Raw genomic sequence first — 17,045 nt, forward strand, 5'->3', positions numbered from 1 at the left:
ATCGAACGGACCCCCCGTCGATGTGGCATCGCGTGGGGGTCCGTTCCGTGGGGTGGCGTCCAGGGGGCGGTGGGGGTTGCTCGCGCCCACACGGCGGTAGCCGCAGATTGACACAGCCCCGCGCCCCTGGGTGTCCTACTCGACCGTTACCGACTTCGCGAGGTTGCGCGGCTTGTCGATGTCCCGGCCCAGGGCCAAGGCCGTGTGGTACGCCAGGAGTTGGAGGGGGATGCCCATCAGGATGGGGTCCAGCTCGTCCTCGTTCTTGGGGACCACGATCGTCTCGTCGGCCTTCTCCTGGTGCTGGTGGGCGACCGCCAGGATCCTGCCGCTGCGGGCCTTGATCTCCTCCAGGGCGGCGCGGTTCTTCTCCAGGAGGTCGTCGTCGGGGACGATCGCCACCGTGGGGAGGGCGGGCTCGATCAGGGCCAGGGGGCCGTGCTTGAGCTCGGAGGCGGGGTAGGCCTCCGCGTGGATGTAGGAGACCTCCTTGAGCTTCAGGGAGGCCTCGCGGGCCACCGGGTAGCCCCGGACGCGGCCGATGAAGAGCATCGAGCGGGCCTCGGCGTACTGCTCGGCCAGCTTCTTGATGTGCTCCTCCTGCTCCAGCATCTCGGTGATCTGCGCGGGCAGCTTGCGCAGGCCCTCGATGATCCGCTTGCCGTCCCGGACGGAGAGGTCACGGGTCCGGCCGAGGTGGAGGGCGAGGAGCGCGAAGGCCACCGTCGTGTTGGTGAAGCACTTCGTGGAGACCACGCAGACCTCGGGGCCCGCGTGCACGTAGATGCCGCCGTCCGCCTCGCGGGCGATCGCCGAGCCCACCACGTTCACGACGCCCAGGACGCGCGCGCCCTTGCGCTTCAGCTCCTGGACGGCCGCCAGGACGTCGTAGGTCTCACCGGACTGGGAGACCGCGATGTAGAGGGTGTCGGGGTCGACGACCGCGTTGCGGTAGCGGAACTCCGAGGCCGGCTCGGCGTCCGCGGGGATGCGGGCCAGCTCCTCGATCATCTGGGCGCCGATCATGCCCGCGTGGTACGAGGTGCCGCAGCCGAGGATCTTCACCCGGCGGATCTGGCGGGCCTCACGGGCGTCCAGGTTGAGGCCGCCCAGGTGCACGGTGGAGAAGCGGTCGTCGATGCGGCCGCGCAGCACGCGGTCCACGGCGTCGGCCTGCTCGTGGATCTCCTTGTGCATGTAGGTGTCGTGGCCGCCCATGTCGTAGGAGGCGGCCTCCCACTCGACGGTGGTGGGCTCGGCCGTCGTACGGGTGCCCTCCGTCGTGTAGGTGCGGAAGTCGTCGGCCTTGAGGGTGGCCATCTCGCCGTCGTCCAGCGTCACGATCTGGCGGGTGTGGGCGACCAGCGCGGCGATGTCCGAGGCGACGAACATCTCCTTCTCGCCGATGCCGAGGACGACCGGGGAGCCGTTGCGGGCCACCACGATGCGGTCGCTGAAGTCGGCGTGCATGACGGCAATGCCGTAGGTGCCCTCGATCACCCGCAGGGTGTCGCGGACCTTGTCCTCCAGCTTCTCCGCCTGGGAGCGCGCGATGAGGTGGACGAGGACCTCGGTGTCGGTCTCGGAGAGGAACTCGACGCCGTCCGCCTCCAGCTTGCGGCGCAGGTCGGAGGCGTTGTCGATGATGCCGTTGTGGACGACGGCGACCTTGCTGTCGGCCGACATGTGCGGGTGGGCGTTCACGTCGGAGGGGGCGCCGTGGGTGGCCCAGCGGGTGTGGGCGATGCCGGTCGTGCCCTTGAAGCGGGCCGGGACCTTGGCCTCCAGGTCGCGCACCCGCCCCTTGGCCTTGACCATCTTCAGGCCGGCCGTCTTCGGGGAGGTGACGACGATGCCCGCCGAGTCGTAGCCGCGGTACTCCAGGCGCTGCAGGCCCTCCAGGAGCAGGGGGGCGACATCACGCTTCCCGATGTATCCGACAATTCCGCACATGTAGCTGTGTCCCCTAGCCGTAGACCAGGCGGCGCAGCTGCCTCAGCGTCAGCTCAGGCGGCGCCACCGCTCGATATTTCAGGTCCGCCTCGATCCGTCCGAAGATCTCCGCGTTCACCAGGCCCTGGGTCTGGAGTTCGCGGTGGCGGCGACGGACGAATTCCTCGGTCGTCTCGTCGAAGTAGGCGAGCACGTCCTGGATCACGCGCAGTGCCTCGCCCCGACTGAGGGGCGTGGACCGCGTCAGATGATCAACAAGTTCGTCGTGCACCCGGTAGATCCTGGGGTACCGCGAGCTGTTTCGCAAGAATCCTGCCCGATATCGGGCAAGTGGCTGTTGATGCTCTTATGAACGTCTGTTCGCAAGCTGTCCATCCTGCGTCCCACACCTCGTCGCTCATGGAGACGAGTTTCAGACGCCATGGACATACCTCGCATGGGCGTACCCGAGCAGCTCGCCGAGCGCATGAGCATCGCCGAGCAGCACGAGTACCTGCGCGCCAGATTCTCCCGGCGCAACATGATCAGGGGCGGCGCCGTCACGCTGGGCGCCGTCGCGGGTGGCGCGTTCGTGCCGGGCGCCGTCGCCCAGGCCGCCACGCCGACCCGCACCTTCGCCGGCGCCGAGAGCGTCGACGGCGCCCTCGTCGCTCCCTTCGGCCGCCACCTCGCCTACGGCAACGACCCGCGCACCGAGATGACCGTCTCCTGGCAGGTGCCGGTCGCGGTCAAGAAGCCGTTCATCCGGATCGGCGCCCGCCCCTGGGACCTCTCCCGCAAGATCGAGGCCGAGGTGCGCACCCTGTACACCCCGGCCGGCGTAGGCGCCAGCGGCGACCACACCCAGTACTACGTACACGCCAGGCTGAGCCGGCTGCGCCCCGGCCAGACCTACTACTACGGCGTCGGCCACCAGGGCTTCGACCCCGCCGAGCCGCACCTGACCGGCACCCTGGGCACCTTCACCACCGCGCCCGCCCACAAGAAGCCGTTCACCTTCACGGCCTTCGGCGACCAGGGCGTCAGCTACCACGCGCTCGCCAACGACAGCCTGATCCTCGGCCAGAACCCGGCCTTCCACCTGCACGCCGGCGACATCGCCTACGGTGACCCGGCCGGTCAGGGCAAGACCTCCGACACGGTCTTCGACGCACGCACCTGGGACCAGTTCCTCGCCCAGACCGAGTCCGTCGCCAAGTCCGTGCCGTGGATGGTGAGCTTCGGCAACCACGACATGGAGGCCTGGTACTCGCCCAACGGCTACGGCGGCGAGGAGGCCCGCTTCACGCTCCCCGACAACGGGCCCGACAAGAAGCACCTGCCGGGCGTGTACTCCTTCGTCCACGGCAACACGGCGATCATCTCGCTGGACCCGAACGACGTCTCCTTCGAGATCCCGGCCAACCTCGGCATCTCCGGCGGCACCCAGACCACGTGGTTCGAGGGGCAGCTGAAGAAGTACCGGGCCGCGAAGGACATCGACTTCGTCATCGTGTTCTTCCACCACTGCGCCTACTGCACCTCCACCGCGCACGCCTCGGAGGGGGGCGTCCGCCAGGAGTGGGTGCCGCTGTTCGAGAAGTACACGGTGGACCTGGTCATCAACGGCCACAACCACCAGTACGAGCGCACCGATGTCATCAAGGGCGACAAGGTCGCCAAGAAGCTCCCGATCGGCGAGACCGCGTACCCCGAGACCGAGGGCGTCGTCTACGTCACGGCGGGCGCCGCGGGCCGCAGCCTGTACGCGTTCTCCGCCCCGGACTCCTACGAGGGGCACCTGAACGAGCAGGAGTCCGTCGCCTCCTTCGTCAACACCAAGGACGGCAAGGTCGACGAGACGGTCGCCTGGTCCCGGGTGCGCTACCTCAACTACTCCTTCCTGCGCGTGGACGTGGAGCCCGCCTCGAAGGGCCACTACGCCAAGCTGAAGGTGTCGGGCATCGCCGAGACCGGCGACCGCATCGACCACTTCACCGTGGCGCGCAGGGCGAAGTGACGCCACCTCCAACGCGCACGCCTCCAAGGAGGCGTGCGCCGAGGCGGCTCAGCCGCCGAGCGCCTTGGCCAGGGCGTCGTCCAGTGCGAAGCGGATCGCCCGGCCGGCTGTCGCGGTCGACAGCATGCGGACCGCGCCGTCGGTGACCCCCACGGCGATGGCCGGGTTGTCCTGGCACACCAGCGTGAAGGTCTTGTCCCGGCGGGCTTCGAGGACGAACGCCTGGTCCTCCGGGAAGGGGGCGCGGGCGCCCTGCCGGTAGGCGCACGGCCGCAGCTGCATGGGGTCGCCCACGGCCCGGTAGCCCGCTATGTCCAGACAGGACGCCGACGCCACGTGCCGCAGAGCGACGGCCCCGTCCCCGATGTCGACGACCCGCCACCGCTGGGTCGCGCTTCCGTCGCAGGCGGCCGGCGCGGGGGCGTCGTCCGGCCAGTGACGGGCGGCGGCGCCGACACAGCTTCCGGTCGTGACCGCGCTCTTCAGCGGGACGATCGCGAGGACGGTTCCCGTGCCCCGGGAGGCCGAGGGCGAGGCCGACGGGGCCTGCGAGGACGCGGCGGGCGGCGGCCCGTAGGAGTTCACGGCGGCTCCGGACCCGGTATCGCACAGCAGGTTCAGAGTGACGGCGGTGGCCACGGCCATCACCACGACGGCGCAGGCGAGGGCGAGCACGGGAGGGCGTGGCGCCGGTGCGCCGGGCCCGGGCGGGGCGGGGGGAGTGGGGGCGCCGGGCCCTGTGCCGGGCGGTTCGGCGGGCGGCTCGGTCCCGGGGACCGTGGCCGTCTGCGGTCCCGCCCCTGTCCTGGTCCGCCGTCCTCGCCCGGCCCATGGAGCCACCGGGGTCCACGAGCCGGGCCTGGCCCTCGCGGTCCTCTCCGAGAGGGCCGGGCCCGCCCCGTCGGCCGGTCCGGGTCTCGCCGAACGGTACGCCGGGCCGCCCCACACCAGGAGCTGGTCGACGAGCAGGGGCCGTAACTCCTGCGGACCGCCCGACGTGAGGGTGCGCAGCATCGCGATGTCGTGGGCGCAGAACTCGCAGGTCTGCAGGTGCTGTTCGAGATCGGCCGGGGTCTCGCGATGTGTGCCGCGGGCGATCGCGCCGAGCATGCCGCCGTAGTGCACACAGCGGGCGTCGGCCGTGTGCTCGGCGCGCAGTCGCAGGAGGGTGTCGGCGAGACGGGAGCGGGCCGCGTCGGCCATCGACGCGGCGAAGTCCTCGGAGGTGTTCAACACGCGGGCGGCGAAGGCCGGTTCGCCTTCCGCGAGGCACAGCCACAGCGCGGCCCGCGACTGGTCGGCCAGCTCTCCGAACGCCCGCAGCAGCAGCGTGTCGTGCTCCACGCGCCGCAGTGTGTCCGCCGTTCCGAAGGTCTCGTCCGTCCGCCGGGCCCAGTCCCGGAAGCCGGGGTGAAGGAGCCGGGAGCGGTCGTCCCGCAGCCACCCGAAGGCCGTGTGCCGCACGTCGGCCAGGAGGGCCGTGCGCGCGGCGGGCCCCGGCCGGCCGGCGAGCACCGCACCGGCGAGGGCCGCCGCCGTGGCCGGCCTGCCGCAGAAAGCGCCCGCGTAGGCGTGGACGGCCGCGACGTCCTCCGCCGGGAACCCGGTCGCCGGGTCGTACAGGGCTTGCTGGGGCGTGTGCTCGGACGTCATCGTCTCGTCTCCCCCAAGGAGCGCGGTCACGGCAAGATGTGGACCGTAGTGGCACTCACTATGCCGATGCTGTGCATCCCGTGTGCGCAGGTGAAACGAGAAGAGCCGGAAAGTGACGGGCCCGGGAGGACCGTACTCCCGGGCCACGCCTGGCTGTCGGGGCCGTACTACAGGCCCGCGATGGGGTTGTTCAGCGTGCCGACCAGCTGGAGCGCGCCGGACGGGTCCGCCAGGTCGACCATCTGCCGGTTGTTGCGCAGCTGGAGGCGGTTGAGGCAGGAGAGGGCGAACTCGGGCGCGAACATGTCGTACTGCGCGAACCTGTCGGCCAGTTCGGGCACCGAGCGCTGGTAGTCGCGCGTGACCTCGGCGACCGTGCGCCAGAAGTCCTCCTCCTCCAGGACTCCCTCGGCGGCGAGGTTCGCGGCGAGGAAGCGGAAGAAGCAGTCGAAGACGTCCGTGAAGATCGACAGCAGCTTCTTGTCGTCGGGGACCTCCACGCGCAGCCGCTCGACCGTGGGCGGCAGCACCGCCTCCGGGTCCATGACGGCGATCTCCTCGGCGATGTCCTTGTAGACCGCCCGCTCGACCACGCCGTCCTTCAGGACCAGGATGACGTTCTCACCGTGCGGCATGAACACCAGGTCGTAGGCATAGAAGCTGTGCAGGAGCGGGGTGTAGTAGGCCCGGAGGTAGCGGCGCAGCCATTCCGTCGGGGTGAGTCCGGAGCGCTCGATGAGGGCGCCCGCGAAGGAGCGGCCCTCGTGGTCGACGTGCACCAGCGAGGCCATCGTCGCGAGCGACTCGCCGTCCTCAAGGGACGGGACCGGGCTCTCGCGCCACAGCGCGGCCAGCATCTTGCGGTACGCGGAGTAGCGGTCCGTGGCGGCCTCGTACTCCAGGTGCCGGTAGCCGACGGCGGCCCGCTCGCGGATGATCGAAAGGCCCGTCGCCTTCAGTACCGGGTCGCCCTCGATCAGTCCGGCGAGCCAGTCGTTGATGGCCGGTGTCGCCTCCATGTAGGCGGCGGAAAGGCCGCGCATGAAGCCCATGTTGAGGACGGACAGGGCCGTCTTCACATAGTGCTTCTCCGGGTGCGAGGTGTTGAAGAAGGTCCGGATGGACTGCTGGGCCAGGTACTCGTCGTCGCCCTCGCCGAGGCAGACGAGCAGATCGCGGGCGACCTCGGCGGCGAAGGTGACGGTGAGCTTGTTCCACCACTGCCAGGGGTGGACGGGGATGAGCAGGTAGTCGGCCGGGTCGAGGCCCTTGTCGCGCAGGACGCCGTAGAACCGCTCGACGGTGTCCTCGCCCAGCTCCTGCCGTACGAAGGTCTCGTACTCGATGCCGACCCCGGCCGTGAAGGCGGCGCGGGAGCGGTGGGCGGCGAGCCAGACCAGACGGACCGGGCTCGCGGTCTCGGGGGCGTACGAGAGGTACTCGTGGACGCCGAAGCCGAGCCGTCCGTTGTTGGCGACGAAGCAGGGGTGGCCCTCGGTCATGCCGGTCTCGATGGCCTGGAAGCCCGCACGAGCGAGCTCGGCGACCGGGATCCGCGGCTTGGTGAGCTTGTAGCAGGTGCCGGAGAGGGTGGAGGAGATCTCCTCCAGGTAGACCGGCAGGATCTCGTCGCTCAGGCCCAGCGTCTGCTTCAGCTCGATGAAGAAGTCCAGGGCGGCGAGGGGGAGTTCGGTGCCGTCGCGGTGCCGGGTGATGGAGTCGGCGTCGACCTGCCAGTGGTCGAGGGCGCGGCGCACGGCTGTGAAGTCGTAGCGGGTCTTTCCGTCGTCGCTGCGGACGACGTACTGGTCCTTGTCCGTCTCCTCGGGCTCGATCAGCCGCTCGTGCGCGAACTCGGCGAGGCCCTTGCGGATCAGCAGGCGGTTGGCCACGTCCCAGCGTTCGGGGGAGAGGTGGGCCACGGCGTCGGCGAGGCTCATACGGTCACCCCCGTGGCGGCCGAGAACTGTTCCCGCGTGCAGAAGCTCAACAGGGCCTTCTTCTCCGGCTTCCGGATCTCGCGCTCGGGCACGAACCCGACCGCCTCGTTCAGGGCGTGGACGGCCTTGTTGGAGACGTCCGGCTCCACCACGACCCGCCGGGCGGTCGGGTCCTCGAAGAGGTGGGCCATCACGGCGGTGATGACGGACCGGGTGAAGCCGTGCACGGGCCGGTCGGTCGCCGGGGTGAGGAAGTGCATGCCGACGTCACCGGGACCGGGCTCGTACAGCCCGACCAGCTCGCGGTGGGCGGGGTCGTACTTCTCCATCAGGAAGGCGGGCCGGCCGTCCTTGCCGAGGCCCAGCAGCGCGTGGTGGTGCTCGTCGGCCGCGATGTCCAGGTACGCGCGCTCGACGTCCTCCAGTTTCGCGTCCTGCATCATCCAGAACGCGGCCTTGGGGTGGGTGACCCACCCGTGCAGCAGCTCGGCGTCCTTCAGGGGGTCGAGAGGGCGGAAGGTGAACGTGCCCACGGCAGTGGTGCTCATACGGAGAACTCCTGGAACGCGATCGTCTTCTCGACCGGGTAGTACTCGGTGCCGAGCAGCTCCCGGATGATGCAGCTGTTGCGGTAGGCACCCATGCCCAGGTCGGGGCTGGTGACGCTGTGGGTGTGGACACCGGCGTTCTGCAGGAAGACGCCTCTGCCCGTCACGTCGATCGCGTAGGTGCGGGACACGTCGAAGTTGCCCTGGGAGTCGTACACCAGGCGGTCCCTGACCGGCGCCAGGAACTCCGGCTCGGCGTACTTGTAGCCGGTCGCGAGCACGAGACCCTGCGACTCGATCTCGAAGTCCTTCTCCTGCTCCTCCTGGCGGAAGGCGAGCGTGTACGTGCCGTTGTCGTAACGGGCGCTGTTCAGCGAGGAGTTGGTGAGCAGCCGGGTGGGGACCGGGCCGCCGAGGTTCTTCTGGTAGAGCAGGTCGAAGATCTCGTTGATGAGGTCGCCGTCGATGCCCTTGAACAGGCCCTTCTGTTCGGCGGTGAGCCGGTAGCGGGTGGCCTCGGGCAGCTCGCGGTAGTAGTCGATGTACTCCGGGGAGGTCATCTCCAGCGTCAGCTTGGTGTATTCGAGGGGGAAGAAGCGCGGGGAGCGGGTCACCCAGTTCAGCCGGTAGCCGTGGACGTCGATCTCGCCGAGCAGGTCGTAGTAGATCTCGGCGGCGGACTGACCCGAGCCGACGAGGGTGATCGACTCCTTCTTCACCAGCTCGCTTCTGTGCTGCACATAGCGGGAGTTGTGGATGAAGTCGCCCCCCAGCCCCCGACAGGCCTCCGGGACGTACGGCGGGGTGCCGGTGCCGAGGACCAGGTGGCGGGCGCGGTACACGTCACCGGCCGACGTCGTCACGACGTACGTGTCGTCCTCGTACCGGACCTCCGTCACCGTCGTGTTGAAGCGGACGCTGCTCAGCTTGTTGGCGGCCCAGCGGCAGTAGTCGTCGTACTCGACCCGCAGCGGGTAGAAGTTCTCGCGGATGTAGAACGAGTACAGCCGCCCCTTCTCCTTCAGGTAGTTGAGGAAGGAGTACGGCGAGGTCGGGTCGGCGAGGGTGACCAGGTCCGACATGAACGGGGTCTGGAGGTGGGCGCCGTCCAGGAACATGCCGGCGTGCCACTCGAAGTCGGGCTTCGAGTCCAGGAAGATCCCGTCGAGTTCGTCGATGGGCTCGGTGAGGCAGGCGAGGCCCAGGTTGAACGGGCCGAGCCCGATCCCCACGAAGTCGTAGGTGGTGAACGGGTGTTCAGGACGCGCGGTCAAGGGACTCTCCCAGGTACTGCTCGGCGTGGCCGGCGATCAGGTCGAGGACGACGGACATGTCCTCGACCGTCGTCTCGGGGTTGAGCAGGGTGAACTTCAGGTAGTGGCGGCCGTTGACCTTCGTGCCCGCGACCACCGCGTCGCCGGAGGCGAACAGGGCCTTTCGGGCGTACAGGTTGGCGCGGTCGATCTCGGCGGGGTCGGTGACCGAGGCCGGGATGCAGCGGAAGACGAGCGTGGAGAGACTCGGTTCGACGACCACGTCGAAGCGGGGGTCGGCGGCGAGCAGCTTCCAGCCCTCGACGGCCAGGTCGCAGACCTCGTCGAAGAGCTGTCCGACGCCGTCGGCGCCCATCACGCGCAGGGTCATCCACAGCTTGAGCGCGTCGAAGCGCCGGGTGGTCTGGAGGGACTTGTCGACCTGGTTGGGGATGCGTTCCTGCACCATGCGGCGCGGGTTGAGGTACTCCGCGTGGTAGGTGGCGTGGCGCAGTGTGGCCACGTCGCGGACCAGCACGGCTGATGAACTCACCGGCTGGAAGAAGGACTTGTGGTAGTCCACGGTGACCGAGTCGGCGCGCTCGATGCCGTCGATGCGGTGCCGGTACTTGTTGGAGGCGAGCAGCCCGCAGCCGTAGGCCGCGTCGACGTGCATCCAGGTGCCGTACTGCTCGCACAGCTCGGCGATCTCGGGCAGCGGGTCGATGGAGCCGAAGTCCGTGGTGCCGGCGGTGGCGACGACGGCCATCGGCACCAGGCCGTCGCGGCGGCAGCGCTCCAGCTCACGGGCGAGGGCCACGGTCTGCATCCGCTTGTCGTGGTCGACGGGGATCGAGACCACGGCGTCCTGGCTCAGACCGAGCAGTTTGGCCGACTTCTTGACGCTGAAGTGGCTGACCTCGGAGGCGAAGACGCGCAGTTCGGCCGTCGAGTGCGCCTTGGCCTCCTCGCGGGCCAGCAGAAGTGCCTGGAGGTTGGACTGCGTCCCGCCCGAGGTGAACACGCCGTCGGCGACCGGGCCCAGACCGATGCGCGCGGTCGTCCAGTCGATCAGTTTGCGCTCGATGAGGGTGCCGCCGGCCGACTGGTCCCAGGTGTCCAGGGAGGAGTTGACGGCGGAGAGGATCGCCTCGCCGAGCACGGCCGGGATGACGACCGGGCAGTTGAGGTGGGCGAGGTAGCGGGGATGGTGAAAGTAGACCGCGTCCCGGAGGTAGACGTCCTCCAGTTCGTCGAGCACCGCCGCTGTGTCCAGCAGGGGCTTGTCGAGGTCGATCTCGTCGATCCGGGGGGAGAGGGCGTCGACGGTGACGCCGGTGAACGGCCTTGTGGTGGTGGCGAGTTTGGCCGCCACCCGCTCTATTCCTTCGGTCACGGAGCGGCGGTAGCTCTCCGCGGTCGTGTCGTTGAGCAGGTGCGAGCGCATGTGGGGGTCCTCCGGTGGGGACAATCCGTGCGGGACGGACGGGGCAGGAGCGGGGCAGAACCCGACTTCAACTTAGGTAAGCCTAACCTAACTAACAGGAGGTCAAACCTGCCCCACCCGTGACCGGCGTCACGTCGACGGGAGTTACTCGGCCGCCCGCAGCTGTTCCTCGGTCATTCCCTGCCGCCAGTACCCGACGAAGGTCACCCGGCGCCGGTCCACCCCGCGCTCCCGCACGAAGTGCCGCCGCAGCTCCTTCACGCACCCGGACTCGCCCGCGATCCAGACGTACGGCCGCTCGGCGGGCGGGAGTTGGGCATCGCGCAGGGCGCTCAGCGCCATGGGGGAGCACGGGGCGCCGGTCTCGCCGGCCACGAGCCAGGTGATCTCGGCGTCCGCGTCGGTCACGAGGTCCTGGATGTCCCCGGCGTCACGCACCTCCAGCCAGACGCGGGCGCGCTGCCCGGCGGGGAGGGCTTCGAGGATCGCCGAGACGGCGGGCAGCGCGGTCTCGTCGCCCCACAGCAGGACGAGATCGGTGTCCTCGGGCGGCCGGAACCGGATCGCCCGGTTGTCGGCGACGGCGGGCCCGAGCAACTGGACCCTGTCACCGGCGGAGGCGTGTGCGGCCCACCGGGAGGCGGGGCCGGCCGGCTCGTGCAGCACGAAGTCGATGTCGATCTCGTCGGGATCGCGGCGGAGACCTCGCAGGGTGTACGACCGCATCACCGCCCGTACGTCATCCGGCAGTTCCCGCCATGCCTGCCACCACCCGTCCCCGAGCTCGACGGGGACCCCGGGCTCGGTCCGCCCTTCGGCGGGGAGGAAGAGGGACAGCGACTGGTCGTGTCCGCCGGAGAAGAAGTGCCGGAGGTCCTCCCCGGCGAAGGTGACCCGGACCAGGGACGGCCCCAGCCGCCGAGTCCGTACGACCTGAAGGGAGAAGAAGCGGAACGGGGCGGCTACGGCCGTGGTCATGGGGTAACTCCTGAATCGACGTCAGGGATGTCTGCTCAGGGGCGCGGGGAACTGCGCGACCAGCCCCCACGCGCCCGCGGGCGGCAACGCGCCTAGCTGACCTTCTTCGCGGTCTCGATGGCCTTCGCGAGGTTCTCCACCATCGCCACGCACTTGTCGTACGACAGAATCGGCTCGGGAGAACGGGAGATGACCTGGCCCGCCTTGACCGCGGGCAGCTTCTTCCAGGTCGCCTCGGTGATGTCGGCGGGCTGGATCGTCGCCGTACGGTCGTCCATCATGATGATGTCGGCCGCGTACTTGTCGACGTTCTCCCAGCTCAGCGACTCGTACCAGCCGCCGGAGGCCTTGAGTACGGACGCCGGGGGCTCGACGAAGTTCACGCCGAGTGCCTTGAAGTACTCGAGGTCGATGGACAGGTTGGAGCCGGAGACGTAGAAGACGTCCTGCGCCGCGGACCCGGCGAGCACCTTGATGTCGGGGTGGGCCTTGGCGGCGGCGCGCAGCCGCTCCGACGCGGACTCGAACCGCTTCTTCGCGTCGGTGACCTTCGCCGCCGTCATGTCGGCGCCGAGGGACTCGGCCAGCTCCCACACCCGCTGGAGGGGCGTGGTGATCTGACGGTCGTAGACCGAGACCGCCACGCTCGGCGCCAGCTTGGCGATCTTGGACGCGGAGGCTGCGGGGACGTACCAGAGGGTGCCGGCGCTGTCGAAGGTCGTGGTGAGGAGGACCTCGGGCGCGAAGGCCGCGTACTGCTCGACGTTGAACTGGTCCCAGACGTTGCCGAAGACGGTCAGCTTGCTGACGTCCATGTCGCCGGCCTGGACATCGGCCTTGCCGTCCTTGGTCTTGGTGGGGCCGAAGACGCCCTTGACCTCGACGCCGTAGTCGTGGAGCGCTGCCGCGACGCCGACGAAGGCGACGATCTTCGTGGGAACCTTGTCGAGCTTCACGGTCGTGCCGCGGTCGTCCTTGAAGGTCCACGTTCCGGACTTCGCGGCCGTGGTCCCCTCGCCAGAGCCCTCGCTGCCGGAGTCGTCGTCACCGCAGGCCGCGAGCACGGCGCCGAGGCCGAGTGCGCCGCCCGCGGCGAGGATGCCACGGCGGGTGAGGTGGACGGCTCGTGCGTTGGACATGTGTGGCTGCTTTCGAACGGGGCGAAGCGCCCGCCGGACAAGTTCGAACGTAGGTTAGCCTAACCTCACCGAATGTCCAGAGGGCGGGCGCCGCCCCGCCGCAGCCGTGGGTGCCCTGTGAGCTGCGGTCTAGCCTGCCAGCCCCAACTCCCGCGCGATCAGCATCCGCTGGACCTCGCTCGTGCCCTCGCCGATCTCCAGGATCTTGGAGTCGCGCCACATGCGGGCGACCGGGTACTCGTTCATGAAGCCGTAGCCGCCGTGGATCTGCGTGGCGTCGCGGGCGTTGTCCACGGCGATCGTGGAGGAGTACAGCTTGGCGAGGGCCGCCTCCTTCTTGAAGGGTTCGCCCAGGACCAGCCGCGAGGCCGCATCCCGCCATGCCAGGCGCGCGGTGTGCGCCTTCATCTCCATGTCGGCGATCTTGAACTGGATCGCCTGGTTGGCGCCGATCGGCCGCCCGAAGGCCTCCCGCTCCTTCGCGTACTTCACCGACTCGTCCACACAGCCCTGCGCGAGCCCGGTCGCGAGGGCCGCGATGGCGATCCGGCCCTCGTCGAGGATGCGCAGGAACTGGGCGTAGCCGCGGCCCTGTTCGCCCAGCAGGTTCGCCGCCGGGACCCGGACGTCGGAGAAGGACAGCTCACGGGTGTCGGAGGCGTTCCAGCCGACCTTCGAGTACGGCGCCGCGACCGTGAAGCCCGGTGTGCCGGAGGGGACGATGATCGAGGAGATCAACGGCCTGCCGTCGGGCTTGCGCCCGGTGACCGCGGTGACGGTGACCAGTCCCGTGATGTCGGTGCCGGAGTTGGTGATGAAGCACTTGGTGCCGTTGATGACCCACTCGTCGGTGTCGGGGTCCAAGCGGGCCGTCGTACGGGTCGCTCCCGCGTCGCTGCCGCCGTCCGGCTCGGTCAGCCCGAAGGCGCCCAGGATCTCGCCCGAGCACAGCCGGGGCAGCCACTGGCGCTTCTGCTCCTCGGTGCCGAACAGGTGCAGGGGCATGGCACCGAGGGAGACGCCGGCCTCCAGCGTGATCGCCACCGACGAGTCCACGCGCGCGAGTTCCTCAAGGACGAGTCCCAGCGCCAGGTAGTCGCCGCCCATGCCGCCGTACTCCTCGGGGAACGGCAGCCCGAACAGGCCCATGCGGCCCATCTCGCGGACGATCTCGTACGGGAACTCGTGGTGCTCGTAGTACTCGCCGATCTTCGGCGCCACTACGTCATGGGCGAACTCCTCGACGGTACGGCGGAGTTCTTCCAGCTCGGGGGAGAGGCGGTGGTCCATCGGGGGTTCACTCCTGGTGGGAGAGGGCGCGGACGGTGCGGGACGGGCTGGGTCGGCCCAGGTGTTCGGCCATCCAGGCGCTGGTGGCGACGAGACGGCCGAGGTCGACACCGGTGTCGATGCCGAGGCCCTGAAGCATCCACACGAGGTCTTCGGTGGCGAGGTTGCCGGTGGCGGACTTGGCGTACGGGCAGCCGCCGAGGCCGCCCGCGGAGGCGTCCACGGTGGTGACGCCGTGCTGGAGGGCCGCGTAGGTGTTGGCGAGGGCCTGGCCGTACGTGTCGTGGAAGTGCACGCCCACCTTCTCGACCGGTACGTCGAGTTCGGTGAGCAGCGCGCGTACGTGGCCCGGTGTCGCCACCCCGATCGTGTCGCCGAGGCTCAGCTCGTCGCAGCCCATGTCGAGCAGGGCGCGGCAGACCTTGGTGACCTGGGGGATCGGGACCGCGCCCTCCCACGGGTCGCCGAAGCACATGGAGAGGTAGCCGCGGACGTGCACGCCCTCGGCCTTCGCCCGCGCGACGACCGGGTCGAACATCGCCAGTGCCTCGTCCACCGTGCGGTTGAGGTTGGCCTTGGCGAAGGACTCGGTGGCGCTGGCGAAGACGGCGACCCGGCGGGCTCCGAGGGCCAGCGCGCGGTCCAGGCCGCGTTCGTTCGGGACGAGCACCGGGAGGTCCACGGACAGGTCGGCGAGCTGTGGGAACAGCTGCTCCGCGTCCGCTAGTTGGGGCACCCACTTGGGGTGGACGAAACTCGTCGCCTCGATGGTCGTCAGGCCGGCCTCGGCGAGGCGGCGCACGAACTCCGCCTTGACCTCGGTGGGCACGGTCGACTTCTCGTTCTGCAGGCCGTCGCGGGCGCCGACCTCGTGGATGCGGACGCGGGCCGGGAGCCCGGTCTGCGGTACGACCATGGGGAGTGTCATCGCTCGTCCTCCACGGGGGTGATGACCGCCAGCACCTGGTCCATGGCGACGGTCGCGCCGGGCGTGACGTCCAGCTCGGCGACCGTGCCCGCGTGCGGGGCGGAGATGACGTGTTCCATCTTCATCGCCTCGACGACGAGCAGACTCTGCCCGGCGGCCACCTCGTCCCCGACCGCCACCTTCACGACGGTCACGGTGCCGGGCATGGGGGCGGTGAGGGAGTCGGCGCCGGCGTGCCCGCTCCGGGTGAGGGACGCGGCCACCGGGTCGTGATCGCGCACGTGCCAGGCGTCGCCGTCACGGCCCACCCAGTCGCCGGCCCGGTGGAAGGTGTGGCGGACACCGTCGAGGGTGACGGTGACCTGGCCGTCGGTGACGGTGTGGGTGCCGCGCGGGACGTACTCCACGGGCTCCTGCACCCGCAGCGGGAAGCCGACGGGCTTCGTGAACCCGGAGCCCCCCAGCCGCCAGCCGCTCGGTACCGAGAACGGATCGGTCCAGCCGTCTTCCCGTGGCCGCAGCGCTTCGAGCCGTACGGCCGCCGCCGCCTCGTACACCTCGTCCGGTACGTCCGTGGAGACCAGGTCGTCCACCACGCGCTCGACCAGCCCGGTGTCCAACTCGCCCGTCACCACGTCCGGATGGGCCAGCAGCCGCCGCAGGAACCCCGCGTTGGTCTGCACGCCCAGCGTGACCGTCTCCGCGAGAGCCGCCCGGAGCTTCCTGAGCGCGGTCGCGCGGTCCGGGCCGTACGCGATGACCTTGGACAGCATCGGGTCGTACAGGCTGCCGACCTCGGTGCCCTCGCTGAGCCCGGAGTCGGTGCGGACGCCGTCGCCCTGGGGTTCGTGGAGCCGGAGGACGGTGCCGCCGGACGGGAGGAAGCCCTTTGCGGGGTCCTCGGCGCAGACGCGGGCCTCGATGGCGTGCCCGGTCAGCCGGACGTCCTCCTGCCCGTACGGCAGTCGCTCGCCCGCCGCCACCCGCAGCTGCCACTCCACCAGGTCCAGGCCGGTGATGAGCTCGGTGACCGGGTGCTCCACCTGGAGGCGGGTGTTCATCTCCATGAAGTAGTACGACGAGGGGTCGTCGCCCGGCACGATGAACTCCACCGTGCCCGCGCCCCGGTAGCCGCAGGAGCGGGCCGCCTCGACCGCGGCCTCGCCCATGGACGCGCGCGTGGCCTCGTCGAGGAGGACACTGGGCGCCTCCTCGATGATCTTCTGGTGCCGCCGCTGGAGGGAGCACTCGCGCTCACCGAGGTGGATCACGTTCCCGTGGCCGTCCGCCAGCACCTGGATCTCGATGTGCCGGGGCCGGTCGACCCACCGCTCCACGAGCAGGGTGTCGTCGCCGAAGGAGGTGCGGGCCTCGCGGCGGGCGGCGGCGATCTCCTCCTCCAGGGCGGTGAGGTCGCGGACCAGCCGCATGCCCTTGCCACCGCCGCCCGCGCTGGGCTTCAGCAGCACGGGGGCGCCCAACGCGCGGGCCGCCTCGGCGAGTTCGGGGTCCCGGCCACCGGGCACGACCGGTACGCCGGCCGCCTCCACGGTCTCCTTGGCGCGGATCTTGTCGCCCATGAGGGCGATCGCGTCGGCGGGGGGCCCGATGAAGACCAGCCCGGCGTCGGCGCACGCGCGCGCGAAGGCCGCGTTCTCGGCGAGGAAGCCGTACCCGGGGTGGACGGCCTGGGCGCCGGTACGGGCGGCGGCCTCGAGGAGGCGCTCGGCGGACAGATAGCTCTCGGCGGCCGGCGCCGGTCCCAGCCGTACGGCGGTGTCGGCCTCCCGGACGTGCCGGGCGTCGGCGTCCGCGTCGGAGAAGACGGCGACGGAGCGTACGCCCAGGGCTTTGAGCGTGCGGATGACGCGGACCGCGATCTCGCCCCGGTTGGCGACAAGCACTGTGTCAAACATG

At 70.0% G+C, this 17,045-nt stretch carries 13 protein-coding genes; 1 reads left to right on the plus strand and 12 read right to left on the minus strand.

The genetic code is table 11. From position 1 onward, the window contains the following. Window positions 1-135: 135 nt before the first annotated feature. Entirely contained in the window at window positions 136-1,953 is a 1,818-nt protein-coding gene (gene glmS, locus ABZT02_RS13070; RefSeq protein ID WP_356017185.1) for a glutamine--fructose-6-phosphate transaminase (isomerizing), read from the minus strand. A gap of 13 nt (window positions 1,954-1,966) precedes the next feature. Further along, window positions 1,967-2,224 carry a hypothetical protein gene (locus tag ABZT02_RS13075; protein WP_356017187.1) on the minus strand — a complete coding sequence of 86 codons (258 nt, stop codon included), beginning with the start codon at window positions 2,222-2,224 and terminating at the stop codon, window positions 1,967-1,969. A gap of 165 nt (window positions 2,225-2,389) precedes the next feature. On the opposite strand from ABZT02_RS13075, the gene ABZT02_RS13080 reads away from it, so the two are divergent. Continuing rightward, complete coding sequence (locus ABZT02_RS13080) at window positions 2,390-3,952, plus strand: metallophosphoesterase family protein (RefSeq protein WP_356017969.1); 1,563 nt, start codon at window positions 2,390-2,392, stop codon at window positions 3,950-3,952. A 48-nt stretch (window positions 3,953-4,000) separates the two neighbouring features. Here the strand turns inward: ABZT02_RS13080 and ABZT02_RS13085 are convergent, their stop codons facing one another. The 10 genes from ABZT02_RS13085 to ABZT02_RS13130 form a co-directional block, all read right to left on the minus strand. Continuing rightward, a complete protein-coding gene (locus ABZT02_RS13085) occupies window positions 4,001-5,605 on the minus strand; it encodes an RICIN domain-containing protein (protein WP_356017189.1) in 1,605 nt (534 codons plus the stop codon). Between the two features lie 167 nt (window positions 5,606-5,772). Continuing rightward, complete coding sequence (locus tag ABZT02_RS13090) at window positions 5,773-7,545, minus strand: IucA/IucC family siderophore biosynthesis protein (protein WP_356017191.1); 1,773 nt, start codon at window positions 7,543-7,545, stop codon at window positions 5,773-5,775. Beyond that, entirely contained in the window at window positions 7,542-8,093 is a 552-nt protein-coding gene (locus ABZT02_RS13095) for a GNAT family N-acetyltransferase (protein WP_356017193.1), read from the minus strand. Before ABZT02_RS13095 ends, ABZT02_RS13090 begins: the two co-directional genes overlap by 4 nt. After that, the gene (locus ABZT02_RS13100; protein WP_356017195.1) at window positions 8,090-9,367 is read right to left on the minus strand and encodes a lysine N(6)-hydroxylase/L-ornithine N(5)-oxygenase family protein; all 1,278 of its coding nucleotides are present in this window, start codon (window positions 9,365-9,367) and stop codon (window positions 8,090-8,092) included. The genes ABZT02_RS13095 and ABZT02_RS13100 overlap by 4 nt, the downstream gene beginning before the upstream one ends. After that, window positions 9,351-10,793, minus strand: a complete 1,443-nt coding sequence (gene desA, locus ABZT02_RS13105) for a lysine decarboxylase DesA (protein WP_356017197.1) — start codon at window positions 10,791-10,793, stop codon at window positions 9,351-9,353. The genes ABZT02_RS13100 and desA overlap by 17 nt, the downstream gene beginning before the upstream one ends. Before the next feature lie 144 nt (window positions 10,794-10,937). Then, window positions 10,938-11,771 (minus strand): siderophore-interacting protein, encoded by an 834-nt coding sequence (locus ABZT02_RS13110; RefSeq protein WP_356017199.1) that lies wholly within the window; start codon window positions 11,769-11,771, stop codon window positions 10,938-10,940. A gap of 92 nt (window positions 11,772-11,863) precedes the next feature. Next, window positions 11,864-12,910, minus strand: coding sequence for an ABC transporter substrate-binding protein (locus ABZT02_RS13115; RefSeq protein ID WP_356017201.1), 1,047 nt, complete (start codon window positions 12,908-12,910; stop codon window positions 11,864-11,866). A gap of 129 nt (window positions 12,911-13,039) precedes the next feature. Further along, complete coding sequence (locus ABZT02_RS13120; protein WP_356017203.1) at window positions 13,040-14,200, minus strand: acyl-CoA dehydrogenase family protein; 1,161 nt, start codon at window positions 14,198-14,200, stop codon at window positions 13,040-13,042. Window positions 14,201-14,207: 7 nt separating this feature from the next. Further along, window positions 14,208-15,128 (minus strand): hydroxymethylglutaryl-CoA lyase, encoded by a 921-nt coding sequence (locus ABZT02_RS13125; protein WP_356017205.1) that lies wholly within the window; start codon window positions 15,126-15,128, stop codon window positions 14,208-14,210. Continuing rightward, on the minus strand, window positions 15,125-17,044 hold the full coding sequence (locus ABZT02_RS13130; RefSeq protein WP_356017207.1) for a biotin carboxylase N-terminal domain-containing protein: 1,920 nt from the start codon (window positions 17,042-17,044) through the stop codon (window positions 15,125-15,127). Before ABZT02_RS13130 ends, ABZT02_RS13125 begins: the two co-directional genes overlap by 4 nt. Between the last annotated feature and the right edge of the window lies 1 nt (window position 17,045).

It is taken from the genome of Streptomyces sp. NPDC005402 (assembly GCF_040606575.1).
Classification (GTDB): domain Bacteria; phylum Actinomycetota; class Actinomycetes; order Streptomycetales; family Streptomycetaceae; genus Streptomyces.